Origin of the sequence: Streptomyces longhuiensis, from assembly GCF_020616555.1 — a bacterium.
Lineage (GTDB): Bacteria > Actinomycetota > Actinomycetes > Streptomycetales > Streptomycetaceae > Streptomyces > Streptomyces longhuiensis.
In genome coordinates this window covers 8974999-8996107 of record NZ_CP085173.1, presented here as the reverse complement: position 1 = coordinate 8996107, position 21109 = coordinate 8974999, and the positions used below count along the sequence as shown (strand labels likewise).

The following is a 21109-nucleotide window of genomic DNA, read 5'->3' as shown; positions in this document are numbered from 1 at the left end:
TCCCTCAGAGGGTGGTGGACAGGTCGTCCCATGGGACGTGGCCGACCGCACGGCCATGGGGGTCGAGGAGTCGGCCCATGCGCTTGACCGTGATGAGCGTGACCGTGCGGTCGAGCACGCGCAGATCCGGTAGCTGCTCACACATGTGGGCCTCGAAACCCGTGACCTCCTCCGTCGTGCGCAGCCAGGCGATGACCAGGAAGTCGGCCGTCCCGCTCACGGCGCTGCACAGCCGGACCTCGGGCATGAGGCCGAGCGTGCGCGCTGCCGCGGTCAGTCGGTCGGCGGGGAGGTCGATGCGGTAGGTGGCGGTGAGCGGCCAGCCGGCGGCGCCCTGGGCGAAGTCGCAGCGGAAGTGGACCGATCGCGTCTCCATCAGCCGCTGGAGCCTGCGGCGCACCGTCGCCTCGCTGACGCCCAGGTCCCCGGCCAGTTTCTGATGGCTTCGCCGCCCGTCCCGGCCGAGCGCGGCGATGAGTGCCGCGTCGGCGGTGGCTCCGGTCAGGGAGCGGCGCGGAGGTTTCTGTGGGGGCACCAGGAGTGAGCGTTGCTGCCGGTCCAGGGCGCGCATGCGCCAGCCGCTCCCCTCTTGGTAGAGGCGCAGGCCGAGGTGGAGGGCCGTCGCCTCCACGCCGGGCGCGGTGGGCAGATCCCGGCGGACGAGGGCGGCGAGGTCGGCCGGCGTAGGGGCGGCCACGGTCAGGAACAGATCGAAGTCACCCGTGACCTCCTCGACGCTGAGGACTTGGGGCAGTGCGCACAGGTGGCGCGTCACATCGTCGACGGTGTTCGGCCGGCAGCGTACGTCGACGTAGGCGAAGCTCGTCGTACTCGCGGACGGGTAGGCCGTCAGCCAGGCGAGCCCCTGGCCGACCAGCCGGTGCCAGCGCCGGGACGCGGAGGTGGCGTCCACGCCGAGCGCGGGCCCGATCTGTGACCAGGGCGCTCGCGGGCTGTGCTGGAGAGCCTCGATCAACGCCAGGTCCGACTCCTGAAGCGAACCGGCCGCCGCATCCCGGTGTCCGGACGAAGCTTCCGGGCTGCTATCGGGCATGGCTCATGGATCTCCGTCGAATTCCTGCGTTGCCACGGGCAAGTGATCAACGATCCCCATCCTGGACTCACTACGGCCCCGGTGTCGACCCCCGACCCCGCCGGAGACCTGGGAGGACTGACATGGCGACCGACGGATCCCTGACCGCTGCCGCGCCGCGCGAGGGTGTTGCCCTGCGCGACGGCCTCGACGCCCGGCTGAACGGCCTCGGCCTCCTCTACCGCGATCTGCACTCCCATCCTGAGCTGTCCATGGGAGAGCACCGCACCGCCGGGATCGTCGCCGCGGAGCTGCGCGGACAGGGCTGGGATGTCACCGAGGGCGTCGGCGGCACGGGAGTGGTCGGGTTGCTGCGCAACGGCCAAGGACCGGTGGTCGCGCTCCGGGCCGACATGGACGGACTGCCCGTACGCGAGGCGACGGGACTCGACTACGCGTCCACGGATACCGCGCTGTCGCCGGACGGGGAGCCGGTTCCGCTCATGCACGCCTGCGGCCATGATCTGCACACGGCGGCTCTGCTCGGTGCCACCGCCCAGCTCGCGGCACACCGGGAACTCTGGCGCGGCACGCTGCTGGCGGTCTTCCAGCCCGGGGAGGAAACAGCAGCCGGTGCCAGGGCCATGCTGGCCGACGGTCTGCTGGAACGGTTTCCCCGGCCCGATGTGGTGCTCGGCCAGCACGTGGGGCCGCTCCCCCTGGGTTCGGTGGCCACCCGCGCCGGTGTGCTGATGGCCGCCGCGGACAGCCTGAGGGCACGTCTGCTCGGACGGGGCGGGCACGGTTCGGCTCCGCACACCACGGTCGACCCGGTGGTCATGGCGGCGGCGACGGTCATGCGGCTGCAGGGAATTGTGGCCCGCGAGGTCTCACCGACGGAGTCGGCGGTCGTCACGGTGGGCTCGCTACGGGCCGGTACCAAGGAGAACATCATCCCCGAGGAGGCCGAACTCAAGATCAACATCAGGACGTTCGACCCCGCTGTGCGGGAGCGGGTGCTCGCCGCGGTGCGCCGTACGGTCGAAGGGGAGGCGGCGACCTCCGGCGCGCCTCATCCACCGGAGTTCAGCGAGCTCAACTCCTTTCCGCTGACGGTCAATTCGGACGGGGCGACGGAACGCACCGTCCAGGCGATCGCAGCGGGCGGCGCCCAGGTGCACACCATGCGCTCCCCGCTGTCGGGCAGCGAGGACTTCGGCCTGCTCGCCACCGCGGCCGGGTGCCCGTCCGTCTTCTGGTTCTTCGGCGGTACGGAGCCCAGCCGCTGGGAGGGAGCCGATCCGGCCGGCGAGCAGCCGTCCACCGTGCACGGCAACCACTCCCCGTTCTTCGCACCGGTGGCGGATCCGGCGCTGCGCAACGGGGTCACCCATCTGCTCGACGCCGCCGCGGAGTGGCTCGATTCGGTGTGAACCTGGCACCGGTCCCGGGCCGGGGTCTACGCGCACGCGAACCGTGGGGTCGTACGGCGCAGCAGTCAGCCCCGGCCCTCCGGACGCCGCGCGACGAAGACGAACTCCCGGCCGGGGCGGTCAGCGGCATCACGCACCTCGTCGACCACGAAGCCTCGGGAGACCAACTGCGCCTCGATCTGCGGCCGTTCACGAAACCGCAGAGTCGAGTCGGAGGTCAGCACCTCACCGTCCTCGGCGAATACGTACGTCCACCGAAACGTCACCAACGGCCCGCTCACGTCGGTCACCTCGGCCCAGCTCTCGACCACGCCGACTCCCGGGATCCGCGTCTTCGAGTACGACTCCTCGCGGTTCCACTCCTCCCAGACGCGTCCGGCCGGGTCCCGCGTCTCGAACACAAGGCGCCCGCCGGGCCGCAGCGCCTCGTACGCCCCTTGCAGCGTCCGCCGCCAGACCGTCGGGTCGACGATGGCCTGCGCGACGTTCGCGGTCATGGTCGCCAGATCCGTCCGCAGGGGCGGGAGCGCTGTCGCGTCGCCGCAGATCCAGCGCACCCGCTCACTGCCGGGCTTGCCCCGGGCCACATCGACGGACGCCCGTGCGGGGTCGACCCCCACGACCTCGATCCCCCGATCGGCCAGGAGCAGCGCGAACACTCCCGTCCCGCAGCCGATGTCCAGCACCCGACGCGCTCCGAACTCCTGCGCCATATCCACGTACGCGTCGAGATCGCTGCGGTCAGGATCAAGCGCGTCGTACACCGCGGCGAGCCGTGGATGCTCGAATTCCTCATCTGCCATGCGCTCGAAGGTATCGGGCGCGATCAGTGGGCCTCGCACAAATTCCGGCCAGTTCCGCTCGGCACAACCGCGGCGCGCCCTCGTGCGTCCAACCACAGAACGCCGGCAGGAGCCGGCGACGGGGGAACGGGGACGCCAGGCGTGGGGAAATACACGGTCGCCCAGCACATCACACGGTTCTTCTGGTTTCCGCGCGGTGCGGAGCGGCATCGACCCACGTCGTACGCACGCCTGACAGGGATCTGGCTGGCGTCGATCGCCGTCGGGGCGGCGGTCACCGCAGCCGGTGGGGACGAGGAGTTCAGCGGTGCCGACATCATGACGGTGATCGTGGTCCTGAACCTCATCGACGACATCATCACGGGCGTGCGGCACCGTTGGCCGGCCGCACTCGCGGCAGTGGCCCTCCTGTACGGCGGGAGCCGGCTCGCCGAAGCCCTTCTGTCCGACTCCCTCGCTCCGGCCTGGGCCAGGAGCATCGCCGCCGCTGTCGGTGTCACACTCGCCCTCGCAGCAACGGCCACCATCACCCGGCTCCCGCAACGCCCAGCGATGACAGCCCGTTGAGCCGCATGGCACCTCGCTTCGCCCCACAGGTTGAGCGAAGTCGGCACGTGCGCCGTGGCTCCCTGACCGCATGACCATCGAGGTTCGCCCGGCTTCGGTCTTCGAGGATCTCCGTACTCCCGTCGGCCCGAAGTCGCCCGAGTCAACCGTCTGCTGGTGCCTGAGCTACCGGATCCCTTCCAAGCTCGACAACGAGCTCCGTGGACCGGCCCGCGGCGAGTACGTCGCCGAGCTGTGCCGCACGGGTCCCCCGCTCGGAGTTCTCGCCCACGACGCTGACGCACCCGTCGGCTGGGCCGCCGTCGCACCCCGCGCGGACACCTCTTTCGCGCGTAACCGCAAGATCCCCCCTGTAGACGACCTGCCCGTGTGGTCGCTGTGGTGCATCCGCGTCCGTCCGGGCCACCGCAAGAAGGGGATCTCGCACGCCCTCATCGCCGTCGCCGTCGAGTACGCCCGCGCGCAGGGCGCACCGGCGATCGAGGCGTACCCGTTGGACAACGGCGACGCGAAGGTCGACCTCACGATGGCGTACGCGGGCTGCGCAAGAACTTCGAGCGCGCGGGGTTCACCGTCGCCGCCCGGACCACCTCGGTCCTGGCCGGCCGACCGAGGGTCCTGATGCGGCTCAGCCTTGAGTGACCTGGACGAGATGAGGGAGACACCCGCCGGCCCCGCGATCCCGCTGAGTAGGATGCCTCGCACCCCACCCCGAAGGGTGAGGCTCGGGGCAGAGGTTCGGGCGGCGAGGGGCATATGAGATCCGGGATCGGGGACTTCGTCCGCGCGGGAGTGGGCCTGCTGCTGGCAGTCGTGCTGCTCGGGGCGTCCTGGCCTCTGTGGCAGACCGCGCAACAGGGACGACGGGACGACGTCGACTTCTCGAAGGTGGCCATCGTCGAGAACGGTCATCGCACCGGCCAGTTGAAGGTGTGCGGAGACCGCTACCGCAAGCCGTACTGCATGCAGCGCGAACGCGTCACCGTGCGGGACTCCGACTACACCGTCAGTCGCTACCACACCAAGTACACACTGGAGCTGACCCGGGCCGACCATCGCCGCACGATGGAACTCGCCTACAAAGACACCCGCTCCCATGACGAGGCGGACTCGGTGTACGGGCGGGCACAGGCCGGAGAGCCGGTGACGCTGTTCTGGTGGCGCGGCTCGGTACGCCTGATCCAGACCGGTAAGGACAGCGGCGACGACGAGAGGTCGGCCGTACAGACCAGCCACTACCCGGGACAGCTCTTCACCCTGCCCGCGGCCCTGGCCTCCGTCCTGTGGGGGCTAGGGCTCGGGCCGCTGTGGGCGGCGGTGTGGCTGCTGCTGCGTGGTCGGCGCAACCCGCTGACGATGGCGTGGCAGTGGCTGGCACCCGCACTCGCCCTGGCCACCGCGGGCGGCGTCGGCGCGCTGACGGCATGGGTCGAACCCCGGCCCCGAGCGGTGGTGCTGAGCTTCGCGGTGACGGCCGTGGCCCTCCTGGTACCCGCTCTGCTCGGGCTGCGCCGGTGGACGCGGACCCGTCTGCCATGCAAATGCGACGTGGAGCCGGTGCAGCCGGTCGCAGTGCACCCGGTGGACGGCGGCGTCTCCGGCACCGGCCCGTGGAAACTCGGCATCAAGGGCCCGCTGTACGTAGGACCGGACGTCATCGGCACGACTCCCGACCCGGCCGCGAAGGTGGGGCTCAAGCCGCTGCCGGGTCCGCTGCGCGTGATCACCGTACGGCCGCCGTACCGCAGCGACCCGCATGCAGTACGCCGGTACGCGATCCATCCCTACCGGGACGAAGAGGCACGCGCCCGCATGGCAGAGCTGAAGCGCTGGTACACACCCCGCGCGCAGCAGACCGAACCGACCTACCCCCTCGTCGCCGTCTGCGAGGTCCTCGACGGCCCGGGCCGCGGCTCGCAGGTACTGATAGGCGCACCGGAACAGGACATGCCGGAGGTGCTGGGCGCCATTGCCGCTCATGCGCGACGGCGGCAGTGAGCCGGGCAGTGCCTGCCGCGAGCCACTCGGGCAGGTCACCGTCACGGCGTGAGGGAGTTGACTTCGGGGGTCACACAGCAGTGAAGTCACGAATCAGTCACCTACTGTTCATACTTCCTTCACATACTCCGCAGGCGTCATAGCCTCATCCCACCTGTAACACCTCAGGGGGGACAACATGACCAACGCGTACACAACGCCGCCCGCACCGCGCCCGGTTGACACCCGTCCACTGCGCAAACGGAAGCGCGTGTGGCTCGGCGGGTCCGGGCTGCTGCTCACCGGCGCGCTCATAGTGGGCGCCGGGAACGGCGATCCGCAGCCCGTCGCCGCCGAGGCCAAGCCCGCGCCGACGGTCACCGCCACCGTGACCGCGACGCCGGAGCCCGCGCCGACCGTCACGGAGACCATCAAGGCCAAGGCGAAGCCGCGCCCCACGGTCACCGTCACCAAGACCGCCCGGGCTGCCGCCGCCACCGGCAGCGATACGGGCAGCGACGCAGGCAGCGGAAGCGACAGCCAGGACGCCACCGGCACCTGCTCGATCGTCTCCAACGCGGGCAACTGCTATTCGGCCGGCCAGTTCTGCCGCAACAGCGATCACGGCGCCGTCACCACCAATGGGGGCGGCACGCGCATCAAGTGCATGTACAGCTCCAACGCCTGGCGCTGGACTTACGCCTGACGACACGTCACTTCGTTCGCCGGACCCCGTACTGCGTTCGCTCGCGTTGGTCTGCCACTCGCGGGGCGCCGATGCGGGGTCTTCTGCTGTCGGCCAAGGCCTCCTGTCCCGCGTCTCACAGGCGGCAGAATCGTCGCATGCAGCAGCCGGTCTTCGTTCTCGTGCACAGTCCCTCCGTGGGTCCCTCGACCTGGCACCCTGTGGCCCAGCGCCTCAAGGCGGCAGGTCATCAGGTTCGGGTGCCGTCACTCCTGCACGTCGGCGCCGGTGCCCCGCCCTTCTGGCCCCGCGTCGTCAGCGCCGTCCGTGACGACCTCAGACACGTTCCGGACGGCGGGCCCGTCACGTTGGTGGCACACAGCAACGCCGGCCTGTTCCTCCCCGTGATCCGTGCGGGGCTCGACCGTCCGGTGGCCGGTTCGATCTTCGTGGATGCCGCGCTGCCGGCCCGTATCGGACCAACTCCCGTCGCACCACCCGAGTTGCTGGAGTTCCTCGCCCCCATGGCCGTGAACGGCACCCTGCCACGATGGACCGACTGGTGGGACGAGGCCGACGTGGCACCCATGTTCTCCGATCCGGTGATGCGTCGGACCGTCGTCGAGGAACAGCCCACGCTGCCGCTGTCCTACTACGAGCAGCACATCCCGGTCCCGGACGGGTGGGACGACCACCCGTGTTCCTACCTGCTCTTCGCCCCGCAGTACGAGGATGTCGCCGCCGAAGCGCGTGAGCGCGGCCTACGTGTGGCACACCTGCCGGGCGAACACCTCCACCAGATCATCGATCCCGAAGCCACGGCACAGCACCTCATCGAGCTCGCCCGCACACCTTGATGCGCCGGCCGCCTCACCCCGACCGCGCTCCGAACGGTTCCGTTCCCGTGCGAGACTCGGGGTATGGCAGGTACTGGGGAGTTCGAGCCGGAGTCGGAGCGGGTTACGCGGCAGCTCCGGGACGACATTCTCGATGGCGTGCGCAAACCCGGCAGCAAGCTCGTCGAGCGCGAGCTGGCGGCGCAGATAGGGGTGAGCCGCGTACCCGTTCGCGATGCCCTGCGTGTGCTCGTCGCCGAGGGACTGGTCACTCCCCGGCCGCGGACGTGGGCGGTCGTCAGGGAGTTCACACCTACGGACATCGCCGATCTGAACGAGGTCCGCGAGGCCCTTGAGGTGATGACCTTCCGGCTCGCCGCTCAGCGGGGTGACCGCGTCGGCCTCGGGCGGCTCCGCTCGAACCTCGACGAGGAACTCGCGGCCGCCCGGGCGGGCGACGCGGTGCGCGCCCGGCGCGCGGCAGCCGACTTCCACGAGACGGTGACGTCGATGGCGGCCAACGAGTTGCTGAGCGAACTCGAAGGTACGCTGCGCAGCCGGATGCGGTGGCTGCTGGGCCGGCACGACGACCTCCTCGCGATGGCGCAGGAGCACGAGGCCCTCTACGCCGCTGTCGCGGACCGCGATGTGGCACGCGTCGAGGAACTCGTTGTCCAGCACCTGGAGAACAGCCGCCGCGCCATCGCCGACAAGCGCCGCTGACCGCGGCTTCAGGTCCAGTTCCAGTTCCAGGTCCAGGTGCAGGTCCAGTTCCAGGTCCGGGTACAGGTCCAGGTGCAGGTCTAGTTCCGGCCCGGCTGCCGTCACTCCGTGGTGTGCCGCGGTCCAGCCACTGCGAGAACGTCCGGCGCGGCAGTCGCACGGTGATGGCGCTCACCAGCCCTCCCCTGGCGACCCCGGCCGACGTCAGGACATGGGGAGGGCGATGCGCGGGGCTCGACCGCCGGCCCGAGGGGTTCGGGTCAGCTCCGTACCAGCGCCAGTTGGTCGGCGACGACCACTCCGTCGTGCAGGACGGTGCGATCCGTGCCGCGGTCCATCACCGCGCTCGACGGTGTCTCGCCGTCGACGAGGAGCAGGTCGGCACGGTCACCGACCGCGAGGCCGGGCCGGTCGCCGACACCCGCGAGGCGGGCGACGTCGTGACTCATGATCGACGCCCCGCCCATCGTGGCGACCGCCAGGGACATCTCGATCAGCTCGTCACGGCGGAAGTTGTTGGTGAAGGCCAGCTGCCAGGTGCGGTCGAGCATGTCGCAGTTGCCGTACGGGCTCCAGTAGTCGCGCTGGCCGTCCTCGCCCAGGCCCACGCGGACGCCCGCCTCCGTCAGGTCCACCAGCGACAGCTGCCCGCGGGCCGACGGAGCCACGGTGGCCATCGCGATGTCGAGCTCCGCGAATTCGTCGATGATGCGGCGGCTCACCGACTCGGAGACCGAGCCCAGTTCATAGGCGTGGGACATCGTGACCTTGCCCTGCATGCCCAGTGCCCGCGTGCGCTCCAGAATCAGATCGGTGGAGAACACGCCCAGCTCGCCGGGCTCGTGCAGGTGGATGTCCACCTCGACCTGGTACTTCTCGGCGAGCCCGAACACGACGTCCAGGTGCCCCTTGGGATCCCGGTCCAGGGTGCAGGGATCGATGCCGCCCATCACGTCGGCGCCCGCCTTCAGAGAGGCCTCCAGGTATTCGGCGGTGCCCTTCTCCCGGAGGATGCCCGCCTGCGGGAACGTCATGATCTGGACCTCGGCCTGACCGGCGAACTTCTCCTTCGCGGCCACCACCGCCTCGAACTTCTCGAGCTTGCAGTCCACGTCGACCTGGGCGTACGACCGCACGCGGGTGGTGCCACGCGTGATCATCCGCTCCAGGGTGCCGGCCACCCGCTCCACGAGGGGGACCTCCGCGGAGCGCCAGTTCTCCCGGTCGTTCATCGTCATCGTCCACACCCCCGGCCCGCCGGTGTGCGGCCGGAACGGCAGGCCGATCCGGGTCGAGTCCAGGTGCACGTGCACGTCGCTGAACGACGGGAGCAGCAGCCGGCCGCGGCCCTCCACCACTTCACCGGACGGCTGCGCGGCCGGGTCGTGCGGGCGGATCGCCGCGATGCGGTCGCCGGACAGGACGACGTCGCTGCGCTCGCCGCCCCAGGGACGGACGTCACGGATCAACACTGCTGTCACCTTTCTGCTGTGCCTTGTGGTGCTCTGTTGCGCGGTACTTCTGTTCATGTGGACAGGGACCGGGTCGGTCACCGGGATGCCGTCGTGGCCAGCGTCTCGGCCGCGACGTCGGCGTGGTGGCAGGCGATGTCGCCGCTCGGCACGCTCTCCGTGCACAACTGGCGCCGCTGCGGGTCCAGTTGCTTGTGCACGGGGCACCGGGACCGGAACACGCAGCCGCGCGGCGGGTCGGCCGGGCTGGGCAGATCGCCCTTCAGCCTGATCCGCCCGCTCCGGTCCGCCGCCGGGTCGGGCTGCGGCACTGCGGACAGCAGCGCCCGCGTGTAGGGATGCTCCGGAGCGCCGAAAACCCGTGAGGTGTCGCCGTATTCCATGATCTTACCGAGGTACATCACCGCGATGCGGTCGGCGAAGTGCTGGACCACGGACAGGTCGTGGGCGATGAAGAGGTAGGCCACCCCGGTGTCCCGCTGGATGTCCTCGAGGAGGTTGATGACCTGCGCCTGGACCGACACGTCCAGTGCCGACACCGGTTCGTCGCAGATGATGAGTTGCGGGTCCAGGGCGAGCGCCCGGGCGATGCCCACGCGCTGCTTCTGACCGCCGGAGAACTCGTGCGGGAAGCGGTTGTAGTGGTCGGGGCGCAGCCCCACCCGGTCCATCAGGTCCCGCACCTTGGCCTTGACGCCGCCGGCCGGGGTGATCCGCTGGGCGAGGAGCGGTGCGGCGATCGCGCTGCCCACGGACTGGCGGGGGTTGAGCGACGACGACGGGTTCTGGAACACCATCTGCACCCGGCGCCGGTACTCCTGCAGTTCCGACGAACGCAGCTCGGCGATCTCGCGGCCGTCGAGCCGGACGCTCCCGGAGGTCGGCTCGAGGAGGCGCATGAGCAGACGGCCGGTGGTCGACTTGCCGCAGCCGGACTCCCCCACCAGGCCGAGGGTCTGTCCGGCGTCGACGGAGAAGCTGACGCCGTCCACGGCCTTGATCGCACCGCCACCGAGCCTGAAGCCACGGGAGCGGGTCGGGAAGTGCTTGGTCAGGTCGGTGACCTCCAGCAGCGGCGTCATCGGGCCACCTCTCCGGTCGGTTGCAGCGTCTCGAGGTGGCACCGCGACGGGTGCCCGTCGAGGCCGGTCAGTGTCGGGCGGCGCGTACCGCAGGCGTCGTCGGGCACCAGGTGTGCCTTCGGGCAGCGGTCGGCGAAGAGGCAGCCGTCGGGCAGCGCCAACAGCGACGGCGGGAAGCCCGGAATGGGGTTGAGCCGTTCGGACCGCTGCGCCAGTGACGGCATCGAGGCCAGCAGCCCCTGGGTGTAGGGGTGCCGCGGGTCCTTGAAGAGGTTCGCCACGGTCGCCTGCTCCACGCACTCCCCGCCGTACATCACCACGACCTGGTGGCACACCTCGGCGACCACGCCGAGGTCGTGGGTCACCAGGATCACGGACGTCCCGGTCTCGTCCTGCAGCTCGTTGAGCAGGTCGAGGATCTGGGCCTGCACGGTGACGTCGAGGGCGGTGGTGGGTTCGTCGGCGATCAGCAGCTCGGGTTCGCAGACGAGCGCCATGGCGATCATCGCGCGCTGGCGCATGCCGCCGGAGAACTCGTGCGGGTACGCCGAGTAGCGGCGCTTTGGGTCGGGGATCCCGACGCGGCCGAGCATGTCGACGGCGACCTGCGCCGCGGCCTTCTTGGAGACGTCGTTGTGCACCCGGTAGGCCTCGGCGATCTGGGCGCCGACGGAGTAGAAGGGGTGCATGGCCGACAGCGGGTCCTGGAAGATCATCGCGATCTTCTTGCCGCGGTAGGCGCGCATCTGCGTCTCGGTGAGCGTGTTGAGATCCTGTCCGTCGAGGAGGATCTGGCCGGTGACCTCGGCCGTGGTGTCCTTGAGCAGGCCCATCAGCGCCTGGGACGTGACGGTCTTGCCGGAGCCGGATTCGCCGACGATTCCGACGGTTTCCCCGCGCGCCAGGGTCAGGTCCATCCCGTTGACGGCGTGCACCACGCCGTCGTCGGTCGGGAAGCTCACCCGTAGATCGCGGATGGCCAGCATGGGCGCGGCTTCGGGCGTGGTCATCAGGCGACCCTCACTCGCGGGTCGATCACCGCGTAGGCGATGTCGACCAGGACGTTGGCGACAATGATGAAGAACGCGGCCATCATGGTGATGGCCATGGTGACCGGCAGGTCACCTGACTGTGCGGCGTGCACCGCGGTGAATCCGACGCCCGGCACCGAGAAGATCTGCTCGGTGAGTACGGCTCCGCCCAGCAGGCCGCCGATGTCGAGGCCGAGCATGGTGACGACCGGGGTGATGCCGGCCCGCGCGCCGTGCTTGAACACGATGTTCCGCCGGGACAGTCCCTTCGCGCGGGCGGTGCGCATGAAGTCCTCGCCGAAGGTCTCCAGCATGTTGCTGCGGGTGACCCGGATGTACTGCGCGCTGAACAGCACGGCCAGCGCCACCCATGGCAGCAGGTAGTTCAGGAGCCAGCCGCCGGGTCCCGCCGCGCCGAACGGCGAGGCTATCTCGTTGGTGGTGAACGGCAGCAGGTCCAGCGTGCTGACGAACAGGAGCAGCAGCAACAGGCCCGTCACCGGAATGGGCAGCGATACGCCGACGGAGGCGCCGCCGACGATCAGCTTGTCGGCGAACCGGCCCTTGCGGAGCGCCGCGAGCAGGCCGAGGCCGACACCCGCGATGGTCCACAGCACGATCGCACCGCTGGCCACCGACAGTGTGTACGGCAGGGCCCGGCCGATGATCGTGGTGACGTCCTCGTTGGTCTGGAACGACTTGCCCAGGCACGGCCAGTTGCACAGGGTCTCGGCGCCGGGCGCGCCGACGGTGTGGCTGCTCACCAGCCCCGACATGTAGGTGAAGTACTGGGTGAGGAACGGCTTGTCCATCCCGAGCGCGATCCGGGCCTCGGCGATGCGCTGCGGTGTGCACTCCTGACCGCAGGCCGCCGCGGCCGGGTCCGCCGGGCCGAGCTGGAACAGACTGAACGTCACGAAGCTGATGACAAACAAGAGCACGATCATCGCGACGAAGCGCCGCATCAGGAAACTGGTCATGGGTGCGACCTGCCGGCTCGGGCTCGGGATGAACTCACCGTTCGATTACCTCTCTTGTGCGGCGTGCGTCAGTGCTCGGCGCCGACGACCGACAGGTCTATGGCGCCGAAGAAGTAACCCATCTGGGCGCCTCGGACCTTGGAGCCGACCACGCTGCTGGTGTAGCTGCGCACCAGCGGGACGAGCGGGTAGGCCTGCATGGTCCGGTCGAAGAGGGTGGCCCACTTCTTGCCCAGTTCCTCGCTGGTCCCGTTGGTGCCACGGAGCTTGTACATGGCGCGGGCGATCTTCGGGTCGTGGAAGCGCGGGATGTTGGAGAAGCCGTAGGTCTTGCCGTCCAGGCTCGGCCCCACGTTCGGGTCGACGGTGGTGCGCACCGAACCGCTGTCCGCGCCGCCGCACCAGCCGCTGCGGGCGATGTCCGGCATCTGGTCACCGGCGAGCACGGTGTAGTAGTTGGCGGCCGGGATCGGGCGCAGCTGCAGGTCGATGCCGAGCTTCTTGAAGTTCTGCTGGAGCACGGTGCCGACGTTCTTGTAGCGGGCGTTGGTGTCCGCGTAGCCGTAGACCAGCTTCTTGGGGACCTTCTTGCCCTTCAGGAGCTTCTTGGCCTCGTCCAGCTTCGGCTTGCCCGCCGGGTCCAGGTCGGTGTGCTGTGCGACGTAGCCGCGCTGGGCGGGGTTGATGTACGACTGGGCCACCTTGCCGAAGCGTGCGCCGCCGTACTGGACCTGGATGGAGCCGCGGTCGATGGAGAGTGCCATCGCCTTGCGGACGTCGGGGTCCTTGATGGTCTCGGTGTTGAAGTTGAGCACGTCCGTGCAGCCCAGCAGACCGGCCGCGGTGCGCTTCTTGACCTTGGGGTCGTTGAGCTTGGCCGCGTCGGACGCCTGCAGTCCGCCGTTGCTGTCCAGCGTGATCGCCGTCGGGTCCGAGTCGGCGAGCAGCTGCTGGCTGATGGTGGCCTGGGCGGTGGACAGTGTGAAGGTGAACGTGTCAGGCAGGGCGGGCCTGTTGGGGTCGGTGGCCGGGTCCCACTGGTCGTTGCGCACCAGCTTCATCGAGCGTCCGCGGTCGTACGACTTGATCTTGTACGGGCCCGAGGAGACCGGGTGGTTGGTGTAGTCGAGCTTGGTGTCCTTGTCCTTCGGCACCGGCGCCGTGTTCGACCGCGACACCAGCGCGGGGAACTCGGCGAACGGCTGCTTGAGGTGGAAGACGATGGTGTGGTCGTCCGGGGTGTCGATCGCCTTGAAGTCGCCGCCGGCGTACGGGCCCTTGTAGCCGTCGTCGGCCAGCGCCGAGTTCAGCTCCTGCGGTGCCTGGGTGTAGACGTCGCGGGCGTAGGTGCGCTCGACGCCGTACTTGATGGCCTTGCTGGTGATGGGTGTGCCGTCCTCGAACTTCAGCCCCTTCTTGAGGGTGTAGGTCCAGGTGAGACCGTCGGCTGAGGCCTTGCCCAGGTCGGTGGCCAGATCCGGCACGATGGTCGGCGGCCGGCCGGCGGTCTCCTTGGCCATGGTCAGGGTGCGGTAGTACAGCTGCCCGACGTTGGCGGTCTGGACGTAGTTGCTGTTGCCGGGGTCCAGGGTCTGGAAGTCCGAGGACATCAGGACGTTGATGTTCCCGCCCTTGGTGGCGTAGCCCTTCCCGACGGTCACCGGCGCGTAGGCGTCCGTATGGGTGCCCGCCTTGTCACCGGCTGTGGGCTTGGGGCCGCCACAGGCGGTGAGGGCCAGCCCGGCACTCACCGTCAGGGCGAGCGCCGCCTTGGTGCTTCTGTTCACTGCGTCTCCTTGCGGACGGGAAAGGGATGGCGCACGTCGTGGGCCGATCCGGGGTGGAGCAAAGGATGAGAGGTGGGGCAAAGGCTCAGAGGCGGGTGGATCAGCCTCGGGACGACTTGGGGTCGAGGGCGTCCCGGACCGCGTCGCCGAGCAGGTTGAAGGCGAGCACGGTGATCACCAGTGCGCCGGCCGGGACGGCCAGGAACCAGGGGTCGGAGAGGTACCAGTTCCCCGACTGAGCCGCGTTGAGCATCTGGCCCCAGGAGGGCGTGGGGTCCTTGACCCCGACGCCGAGGAACGAGAGGGCCGCCTCCGCGGTGATGTTGGTGGGGATCATCATGGTCGCGTAGACCAGCACGACCCCCATGACGTTCGGGATGATCTGCCGGAAGATGATGCTCCGGTGGGAGGCACCGTAGGCCTGCGCGGCCTCGACGAACTCCTGCTGCCGGATCGAGAGCACCTGGCCACGCACGACTCTCGCCAGGTACGCCCAGCCGAAGAAGCCGAGGATGATCACCAGTGAGGCGATCGGCACCAGGCTGCCCGAGTCGAGGGAGGTACCCCGCAGCCGGGACTGGAGGATCGGGGTCAGCGACAGGACGAGCAGCAGGTGCGGGAAGGCCAGGAACAGGTCCATCACGCGGCTGATCACCATGTCGACCTTGCCACCGAAGTATCCGGCGGCCGCACCGAGCACGGTGCCGAGGAACACCGACACCACCGTCGACAGCAGCGCGATGGTGAGGGAGATCCTCGCGCCGTAGGCCATGCGGGCGAAGATGTCGCGCCCGAGCCCCGGTTCGAGACCGAGCCAGTGCTCGCCGGACGGGAAGCGGTAGTACGACAGCGGCAGGCCCGGTGTGCCGAAGTTGTCGAGGAATTCGGGGCCGGTCCGGGAGGTGAACGGGTCGGAGCCCTCGACGGCCACCAACACCGGAGCCAGGACGGCGAACAGCACCATCAGGGCCACGACGATCAGCGCGGCCACGGCGATCCGGCTGCGCCGGATGCGAAGCCATGCCGTGCCGAGCAGCGATCGCGCGGTGGCGATCTCGGCGGTCGGCTCGCGCTCGGTTGGTGCGGCCTCGGACTCCGGTGAAGGCAGGGTGGCCACCTGCCCTTCGGAGGGCTCCGGCGCGCTGGCGCGGCGCGTCCGACTCGTCGACTCATGCGGATCCGGCACGTCGATCCTTCGGTGCTCGGGGGTGTGGGTGGCCGGAACGGTATACCAAGAATCGCGGTTTCCACCAGGGTGATCCGACATCCGGTGCACCACCGTTGCGCAGACCATAAATCAGCCTTACTTCCCTACTCATCGGCGGGTTATGGTCAGGCGGAGCAGGGCGCGAGACCGGCGCCGGTAACCCGTGCGACGGTGCGGCGCAGCCACCCGCGCCCCGGGCTTCGGGGCTGATTCGCCTACTTGGTGTACCAAATCTGAGAGGGATGTCGATGAGAACCTTGGTGACCGCTTCCTGGGTGATCGCCCACGACGGAAGCTCGCACGTGGAGATAGCCGACGGAGCCGTGCTGATCGACGGCGACACGATCGTCGACGTGGGTGTGCGCACCGAACTCGCCCGCCACCAGGCCGACGAACACATCGACCTCGGTGACGCGGTGATCACTCCCGGCCTCATCGACCTCGACGCACCCACCGACATCGACCACCTGATCCTGGACTCCTGGGCGTCCCCGGACCTGTCCTCGGGCTTCACCTGGTCGACGGACTACTTCGCCGCGCCCCGCGCGGTGTTCGACGCGGCGCAACGACGCACGGTGCGCGAGTACGCGCTGACCCAGCTCGCCCTGCACGGCGTCACCAGCTACATGCCGATCGCCTCCGAGGTGCACAGCGACTGGGCCGAGACGTACGAGGACTTCGTGGCCATGGCCGAGGTGTCCACGAAGCTGGGTCTGCGTGCCTTCCTCGGGCCGTCCTTCCGGTCCGGCGTCAACGTGATCGGCGCGGACGGCAAGCGCACGGTGCAGTTCGACGAGGAGGCGGGCCGGCGCGGCCTTGCCGACGCGCTGCGCTTCCTGGACCACACCTCGCAGCTCGCCGACCCACTGGTGACCGGCGTCCTGCTCCCCTGCCGGATCGAGACACTCACCCCGGACCTCCTGCGCGACGTCGCCCAGGCCGCACACGAACGCGGCGCGCTGGTGCGCCTGCATGCCCTGCAGGGCATGTCCGAGCGCGATTTCATCCAGCACACCTACGGGCGTACACCGCTTCAACTCATCGCCGAATCAGGGCTGTTGTCGGACCGGCTGATCGTTCCGCACGGAGTGGTACTGGACGTACACCCGGAAGTGCTCGGAGCCGACACCGGAGATGTCGCGGTGCTCGCCGACGCGGGTGTGTCGATCGTGCACTGCCCGCTGACCAACGCTCGGTACGCCCACAACCTGCACACGTTCGGCGGCTACCGGGCGCAGGGAGTGAACCTGTGTCTCGGCACGGACTCCTTCCCGCCGGACCTGATCCGGGGAATCGACGTGGGCACCCAGGTCGCCAAGATCCAGGCCGGCGACCTGGGCCAGGGCCACCTCGCCGGCTACTTCGAAGCGCTCTGGACCGGTGGCGCGACCGCACTGCACCGGCCGGACCTCGGCCGCCTGGCCGCGGGGGCCACCGCCGACCTCGCGGCATTCGCCCTCGACGACTTCCGCATGGGCGTCACCGAGGATCCGCTGCGCACCCTCGTACTCAACGGCACCGCGCGCGACGCGGTCCTGACAATGGTCGCGGGCAAGGTCGTCATGCGCGACGGCTCGATCCCCGGCGTCGACCTCCCCGCCCTGAGGCGCGCCGGACAGGAGCTGTTCGACGTGATGCGCGCGGCGTATCCGGAGCGCGACCACCGCCGTCGCCCGGTGGACGAACTCTTCCCGCCGGTGTTTCCGCGAGGGTAGGGCACCTGTATCCGCGGGGGTAGGGCACCTGGCCCCTCCCCCGTCGACAATCGCCGGCACGGCGCTCCACCCCCTGGTGGGGTGTGGGGATGAAGGCAGACAACAAGAAGAGCCGGGCTGCCAGGTCGCGGCTGCCCACGCTGGAGCTGCGGCATCACGCCGTCATCGCGGGCGGAGCCGGTGAGAAGCAGGTCGTGGCGTCCGTCGGTCCGGACGGGCAGGTCATCGCGTTGTGGTCGAAGCCCCGTGATCTCCCCGGGCTCTCGGCCACCACGACCGGTGCCGGAGGCGCGACGTTCCCTGAACCGCGCGCGACAAAAGCCGTCGACGCCCACGTGTCGGTGCTCGCGCCGCACCTCACGGCCTCCGTCGAACTCCCCGGCCTGGAGCTCGCCCACGTCATCGTCCAGCCACTGCACGGCGAGCGGGTGCTGGTGGTGGGCGCCCGAGCCGGGTGGCGTCCGGACGGCGCCGACCGCAACGCGGTCGTCTACGACGCCGACGGCCACGTGGTCGCGGAAGCCACCCTCGGCGACGGCATCGCGCACGTCTTCACCACACGCACCGGCGACATCTGGGTGGGCTACTTCGACGAAGGTGTCTACGGCAACCACGGGTGGGGCAACCCGGGCGCACCGGCGCCCATCGGCGAGTACGGCCTGATCCGGTTCTCCTGCGACCTTCGGACACAGTGGCGCTTCCCGTCGCACACGTCCGAGCCATGGGGAGCGATCAGCGACTGCTACGCGCTCAGCATCGACGGCGACACCGCTTGGGCCTGCCACTACACGGACTTCCCGATCGTCCGCGTCCACGACGGCGTGGTGATGTCCTGGCGCGACAGCGTGGCCGGAGCCAGCGCGCTCGCCGTCAAGGACTCACGCGTCGCGCTGCTCGGCGGCTACGGACCACACCACGAACGGCTCTCCGTGGGCACCCTCGACAGCGAAGACCTCCGCGTCACGGACGTGTACCGGATCGTGTTGCCGAACGGTCGGCCCCTGCCGAAGCACACACAAGTGATCGGCCGCGGCCCGGACTTGCACGTCCTGTCGGGCAACGAATGGTACCGACACGGCCTGGACGACATCCCCCACGCGACTCCCTGAGAGACTGCACGTCATGACCGCCACACGCAGCACAACTGTCGAGATCCCCACCGACGACGGCACCGCCGACGCCTATCTCGCCCACCCCGACGACGCCGCCGCCCACCCGGCCGTCCTGCTCTACATGGATGCCTTCGGGCTGCGCCCTCAGCTGCGGGCGATGGCCGACCGGCTCGCCGCGGCCGGGTACACCGTGCTCGTCCCCAACGTGTTCTACCGTCACGGCCCGGCGCCGGTCGTGGCGCTGCCCGACTTCATCACCGACGCCGCGCGGCCGGCGCTGTTCGAGCAGATCGTCCCCCTCATGGACGACCTGACCGCGGACGCGGTCGCACGCGACTCCGCCGCCTACCTCTCCTGGCTGGCCGACTGCCCCGCGGCGGCCGCCGGACCCGTCGGCGTCACCGGATACTGCCTGGGCGCCCGCCTGGCCCTGCTCACCGCGGGCAGCCATCCCGAGAGGGTCGCGGCGGCGGCCGGCTTCCACGGCGCGGGCCTGGCCACCGACGACCCCACGAGCCCTCATCTCCTCGCCGGCAGGATCACCGCGGAGCTCTGCTTCGGTCACGCCGACCAGGACCCGTCCATGCCGCCCGAGCAGATCGAACGCCTCGACAAGGCGCTCTCGGCGGCCGGCGTCCGCCACCACTCCGAGGTCTACGCGGGCGCCCACCACGGCTTCACCATGGCGGACACCAACCGCTTCGACGCCGAGGCCGCGGAACGGCACTGGGTCGCGCTCCTCGACCTGCTGGGCCGCAACCTCTGATCCTGCGTGGATCGGCCGGGTCCTTCAGGCCGCGACCGTCCTGCGCGTGACCTCCGCGAGTTCGGCGCGCAGCGCCGCGAAGCGGGGGTCTCCGCGCAGTGCGGCCACGTCCGTGGTCGTCTCGCGCGGCAGCGGGACCGTCACCTCGTCGATCACGCGGCCCGGGGCCGCCGCCATGACCAGGACGCGGGAGCCGAGCAGCACGGCCTCCTCGGCGGAGTGCGTGACGAACAGGACGGTCGTTCCCGTGACCGCGGCCAGGGTCCTCACCTCCTCCTGGAGGCGTTCACGGGTGAGCGCGTCCAGCGCGGCGAACGGCTCGTCCATGAGCAGGACCTGCGGTTCCGTGGCCAGGGCGCGGGCGATGGCCACCCGCTGCTGCTGCCCGCCGGACAGCTCCCAGGTGCGGCGCCCGGCCATGCCGGACAGCCCGACGAGGGACAGCAACTCCTCGACACGGGAGGAGCGTTCGGCGCGTGCGGTTCCGTTGCGCGCCAGCGCGAACGCGACGTTGCCGCCCACCGTGCGCCATGGGAACAGGCGCGGCTGCTGGAAGACGACGCCCACCTTGCGTCGTACGTCCACGCTCCCGGTGGCGGGCCGCTCGAAGCCCGCCACCAGGCGCAGCAGCGTCGTCTTGCCGCATCCGGACGGTCCGACGAGGACCACGAACTCACCACGGTCCACGCTCAGGGAAACGTCGGCGACGGCCGTCACCGGAGCCTTCGCCGTGCCGTAGCGGACGCTGACGCCCGCCAGCTCGATGTCGGCGCCGGCGCTCGCCTCCTGCGGGGCCTCACTTGACGACACGGGACAACTCCTTCACTGCGAGGGACTTCGCGAAGACGGACCGGTCGGGCACCGCGTCCACGGCCTTCTGCGCCTTGAGGAAGACGGCCGCGTCACGCAGGTCCCCGGCGAGCGCGCCGGGGGCGCCGGGCTTGCCCAGGTAGTCGGCGCCCTGCTGCTCCTCGGCGGTGAGCAGCGCCAGTTGGGCAAGCTGCTTCTGCGCGTCCGCGGGGCTGACGTTCAGCTCGGCGCCGATGGCCGCGGAGGCCTTCGCGGGGTCACTCTTGGCCAGCTTGACGGCCTGGTCCTCCGCCCTGAGCCAGGCGTCGACGATCTCCGGATGCTTGACGGCGAACGCGTCGGTGACCACGCCCAAGTCGGCTGTCGGCTTGCCCTGTTCGGCGATCTGACGACTGGTGACGAGGACCTTGCCGCCCTTCGCCGCGAGTTCGGTGAGCGTGGGCGTCCACACATACGCGGCGTCGATGTCACCACGCTGCCAGGCGGCGAGCGCGTCCTGCGGCTGGAGGTCGACGAGCGTCACGTCGGACTCCTTGAGTCCGGCCGAGTCCAGTGCCGCGAGGAGGGAGTAGTGGGACGTGGACCCGAAGGGCGTCGCGATCTTCCTGCCCTTGAGCGCCTTGACGGACGTGATGCCCTTCCGGGCGACGAGCGCCTCGTTCTCGCCGATCAGGTCATGGATCCAGAGCACCTTGTACGGGATGTCGAGCGGCGCCGAGAGTCCCTTGGTGACGGGGCTGGAGCCGGCCAGGCCGAGGTCCACCGACCCTGCGATCACCGCCGTGTTGACGTCGGCGCCGGAGTCGAACTTCACCCATTTCACCTCGGCGTCCGGGAGCGCCTTCTCCAGCAGTTTCCGGTTCTTGACCACGAGATCGGCGTTGGGTATCGCCTGGTAGGCGATCCGCACCTGGGTCTTGCCACCCCCGGACGCGGCGTCGGCGCCGTCGCCGCACGCGGTGGCGGTGAGTGCGACCAGGGCGATGGCGGAGGCGAGGGGGAGGGTGCGGCGGGTACGGGCGGGCATCAGGGTTCCTTCACAGGAGAGGCGACGAGGCTGACGAGGCCTAGAGGGCTGACAGAGACGGTG

At 69.8% G+C, this 21109-nt stretch carries 19 protein-coding genes and 1 pseudogene; 10 read left to right on the top strand and 10 right to left on the bottom strand.

Annotation, left to right across the window (positions count from 1 at the left end; translation table 11 throughout):
• Positions 1-4 precede the first annotated feature (4 nt).
• Positions 5-1054, bottom strand: a complete 1050-nt coding sequence (locus LGI35_RS40945; RefSeq protein WP_227299489.1) for an Lrp/AsnC family transcriptional regulator — start codon at positions 1052-1054, stop codon at positions 5-7.
• 122 nt (positions 1055-1176) lie between these two features.
• On the opposite strand from LGI35_RS40945, the gene LGI35_RS40940 reads away from it, so the two are divergent.
• Positions 1177-2466: an amidohydrolase gene (locus LGI35_RS40940; protein WP_227299488.1), complete on the top strand. Its 1290-nt coding sequence runs from the start codon at positions 1177-1179 to the stop codon at positions 2464-2466.
• A gap of 65 nt (positions 2467-2531) precedes the next feature.
• Here the strand turns inward: LGI35_RS40940 and LGI35_RS40935 are convergent, their stop codons facing one another.
• A complete protein-coding gene (locus LGI35_RS40935; RefSeq protein ID WP_227299487.1) occupies positions 2532-3269 on the bottom strand; it encodes a class I SAM-dependent methyltransferase in 738 nt (245 codons plus the stop codon).
• A 141-nt stretch (positions 3270-3410) separates the two neighbouring features.
• Here LGI35_RS40935 and LGI35_RS40930 point away from each other — a divergent pair, with 141 nt between their 5' ends.
• From LGI35_RS40930 to LGI35_RS40905, 6 genes and pseudogenes are all read left to right on the top strand, one after another.
• A complete protein-coding gene (locus tag LGI35_RS40930; protein WP_227299486.1) occupies positions 3411-3836 on the top strand; it encodes a hypothetical protein in 426 nt (141 codons plus the stop codon).
• A gap of 70 nt (positions 3837-3906) precedes the next feature.
• Positions 3907-4478 (top strand): annotated as a pseudogene (locus LGI35_RS40925) (GNAT family N-acetyltransferase).
• Positions 4479-4592: 114 nt separating this feature from the next.
• On the top strand, positions 4593-5834 hold the full coding sequence (locus tag LGI35_RS40920) for a hypothetical protein (protein WP_227299485.1): 1242 nt from the start codon (positions 4593-4595) through the stop codon (positions 5832-5834).
• A 178-nt stretch (positions 5835-6012) separates the two neighbouring features.
• The gene (locus LGI35_RS40915) at positions 6013-6519 is read left to right on the top strand and encodes a hypothetical protein (RefSeq protein WP_227299484.1); all 507 of its coding nucleotides are present in this window, start codon (positions 6013-6015) and stop codon (positions 6517-6519) included.
• Between the two features lie 137 nt (positions 6520-6656).
• Positions 6657-7355 carry an alpha/beta fold hydrolase gene (locus LGI35_RS40910; RefSeq protein ID WP_227299483.1) on the top strand — a complete coding sequence of 233 codons (699 nt, stop codon included), beginning with the start codon at positions 6657-6659 and terminating at the stop codon, positions 7353-7355.
• Positions 7356-7418: 63 nt separating this feature from the next.
• Complete coding sequence (locus LGI35_RS40905; RefSeq protein ID WP_227299482.1) at positions 7419-8057, top strand: GntR family transcriptional regulator; 639 nt, start codon at positions 7419-7421, stop codon at positions 8055-8057.
• 260 nt (positions 8058-8317) lie between these two features.
• Here LGI35_RS40905 and LGI35_RS40900 read toward each other — a convergent pair whose 3' ends face one another.
• The 6 genes from LGI35_RS40900 to LGI35_RS40875 form a co-directional block, all read right to left on the bottom strand.
• Positions 8318-9529 carry an amidohydrolase gene (locus tag LGI35_RS40900; protein WP_227300728.1) on the bottom strand — a complete coding sequence of 404 codons (1212 nt, stop codon included), beginning with the start codon at positions 9527-9529 and terminating at the stop codon, positions 8318-8320.
• 77 nt (positions 9530-9606) lie between these two features.
• Positions 9607-10611, bottom strand: a complete 1005-nt coding sequence (locus LGI35_RS40895; protein WP_227299481.1) for an ABC transporter ATP-binding protein — start codon at positions 10609-10611, stop codon at positions 9607-9609.
• Entirely contained in the window at positions 10608-11621 is a 1014-nt protein-coding gene (locus LGI35_RS40890; RefSeq protein ID WP_227299480.1) for an ABC transporter ATP-binding protein, read from the bottom strand. The genes LGI35_RS40895 and LGI35_RS40890 overlap by 4 nt, the downstream gene beginning before the upstream one ends.
• On the bottom strand, positions 11621-12622 hold the full coding sequence (locus LGI35_RS40885) for an ABC transporter permease (protein ID WP_227299479.1): 1002 nt from the start codon (positions 12620-12622) through the stop codon (positions 11621-11623). The genes LGI35_RS40890 and LGI35_RS40885 overlap by 1 nt, the downstream gene beginning before the upstream one ends.
• A 68-nt stretch (positions 12623-12690) precedes the next feature.
• On the bottom strand, positions 12691-14409 hold the full coding sequence (locus LGI35_RS40880) for an ABC transporter substrate-binding protein (protein ID WP_227299478.1): 1719 nt from the start codon (positions 14407-14409) through the stop codon (positions 12691-12693).
• A 100-nt stretch (positions 14410-14509) separates the two neighbouring features.
• Positions 14510-15517, bottom strand: a complete 1008-nt coding sequence (locus LGI35_RS40875) for an ABC transporter permease (RefSeq protein WP_376224829.1) — start codon at positions 15515-15517, stop codon at positions 14510-14512.
• A 359-nt stretch (positions 15518-15876) separates the two neighbouring features.
• Between LGI35_RS40875 and LGI35_RS40870 the strand changes: the two genes are divergently transcribed.
• The 3 genes from LGI35_RS40870 to LGI35_RS40860 all read left to right on the top strand — a co-directional run bounded on the left by LGI35_RS40870 (position 15877) and on the right by LGI35_RS40860 (position 19209).
• Positions 15877-17331 carry a chlorohydrolase family protein gene (locus LGI35_RS40870; RefSeq protein WP_264484706.1) on the top strand — a complete coding sequence of 485 codons (1455 nt, stop codon included), beginning with the start codon at positions 15877-15879 and terminating at the stop codon, positions 17329-17331.
• An 89-nt stretch (positions 17332-17420) separates the two neighbouring features.
• Positions 17421-18440, top strand: a complete 1020-nt coding sequence (locus tag LGI35_RS40865) for a hypothetical protein (RefSeq protein WP_227299475.1) — start codon at positions 17421-17423, stop codon at positions 18438-18440.
• Between the two features lie 13 nt (positions 18441-18453).
• Positions 18454-19209 carry a dienelactone hydrolase family protein gene (locus tag LGI35_RS40860; protein ID WP_227299474.1) on the top strand — a complete coding sequence of 252 codons (756 nt, stop codon included), beginning with the start codon at positions 18454-18456 and terminating at the stop codon, positions 19207-19209.
• 24 nt (positions 19210-19233) lie between these two features.
• Here LGI35_RS40860 and LGI35_RS40855 read toward each other — a convergent pair whose 3' ends face one another.
• Positions 19234-20019 (bottom strand): ABC transporter ATP-binding protein, encoded by a 786-nt coding sequence (locus tag LGI35_RS40855; RefSeq protein ID WP_227299473.1) that lies wholly within the window; start codon positions 20017-20019, stop codon positions 19234-19236.
• Positions 20006-21046: a taurine ABC transporter substrate-binding protein gene (locus LGI35_RS40850; RefSeq protein ID WP_227299472.1), complete on the bottom strand. Its 1041-nt coding sequence runs from the start codon at positions 21044-21046 to the stop codon at positions 20006-20008. The genes LGI35_RS40855 and LGI35_RS40850 overlap by 14 nt, the downstream gene beginning before the upstream one ends.
• Positions 21047-21109 lie beyond the last annotated feature (63 nt).

Coding starts and splice junctions, on each gene's coding strand:
- LGI35_RS40890 (WP_227299480.1), bottom strand. CDS start 11,621: ATGACCACGCCCGAAGCCGCGCCCATGCTGGCCATCCGCGATCTACGG.
- LGI35_RS40935 (WP_227299487.1), bottom strand. CDS start 3,269: ATGGCAGATGAGGAATTCGAGCATCCACGGCTCGCCGCGGTGTACGAC.
- LGI35_RS40905 (WP_227299482.1), top strand. CDS start 7,419: ATGGCAGGTACTGGGGAGTTCGAGCCGGAGTCGGAGCGGGTTACGCGG.
- LGI35_RS40885 (WP_227299479.1), bottom strand. CDS start 12,622: ATGACCAGTTTCCTGATGCGGCGCTTCGTCGCGATGATCGTGCTCTTG.
- LGI35_RS40850 (WP_227299472.1), bottom strand. CDS start 21,046: ATGCCCGCCCGTACCCGCCGCACCCTCCCCCTCGCCTCCGCCATCGCC.
- LGI35_RS40920 (WP_227299485.1), top strand. CDS start 4,593: ATGAGATCCGGGATCGGGGACTTCGTCCGCGCGGGAGTGGGCCTGCTG.
- LGI35_RS40915 (WP_227299484.1), top strand. CDS start 6,013: ATGACCAACGCGTACACAACGCCGCCCGCACCGCGCCCGGTTGACACC.
- LGI35_RS40895 (WP_227299481.1), bottom strand. CDS start 10,611: ATGACGCCGCTGCTGGAGGTCACCGACCTGACCAAGCACTTCCCGACC.
- LGI35_RS40865 (WP_227299475.1), top strand. CDS start 17,421: ATGAAGGCAGACAACAAGAAGAGCCGGGCTGCCAGGTCGCGGCTGCCC.
- LGI35_RS40910 (WP_227299483.1), top strand. CDS start 6,657: ATGCAGCAGCCGGTCTTCGTTCTCGTGCACAGTCCCTCCGTGGGTCCC.
- LGI35_RS40945 (WP_227299489.1), bottom strand. CDS start 1,054: ATGCCCGATAGCAGCCCGGAAGCTTCGTCCGGACACCGGGATGCGGCG.
- LGI35_RS40860 (WP_227299474.1), top strand. CDS start 18,454: ATGACCGCCACACGCAGCACAACTGTCGAGATCCCCACCGACGACGGC.
- LGI35_RS40940 (WP_227299488.1), top strand. CDS start 1,177: ATGGCGACCGACGGATCCCTGACCGCTGCCGCGCCGCGCGAGGGTGTT.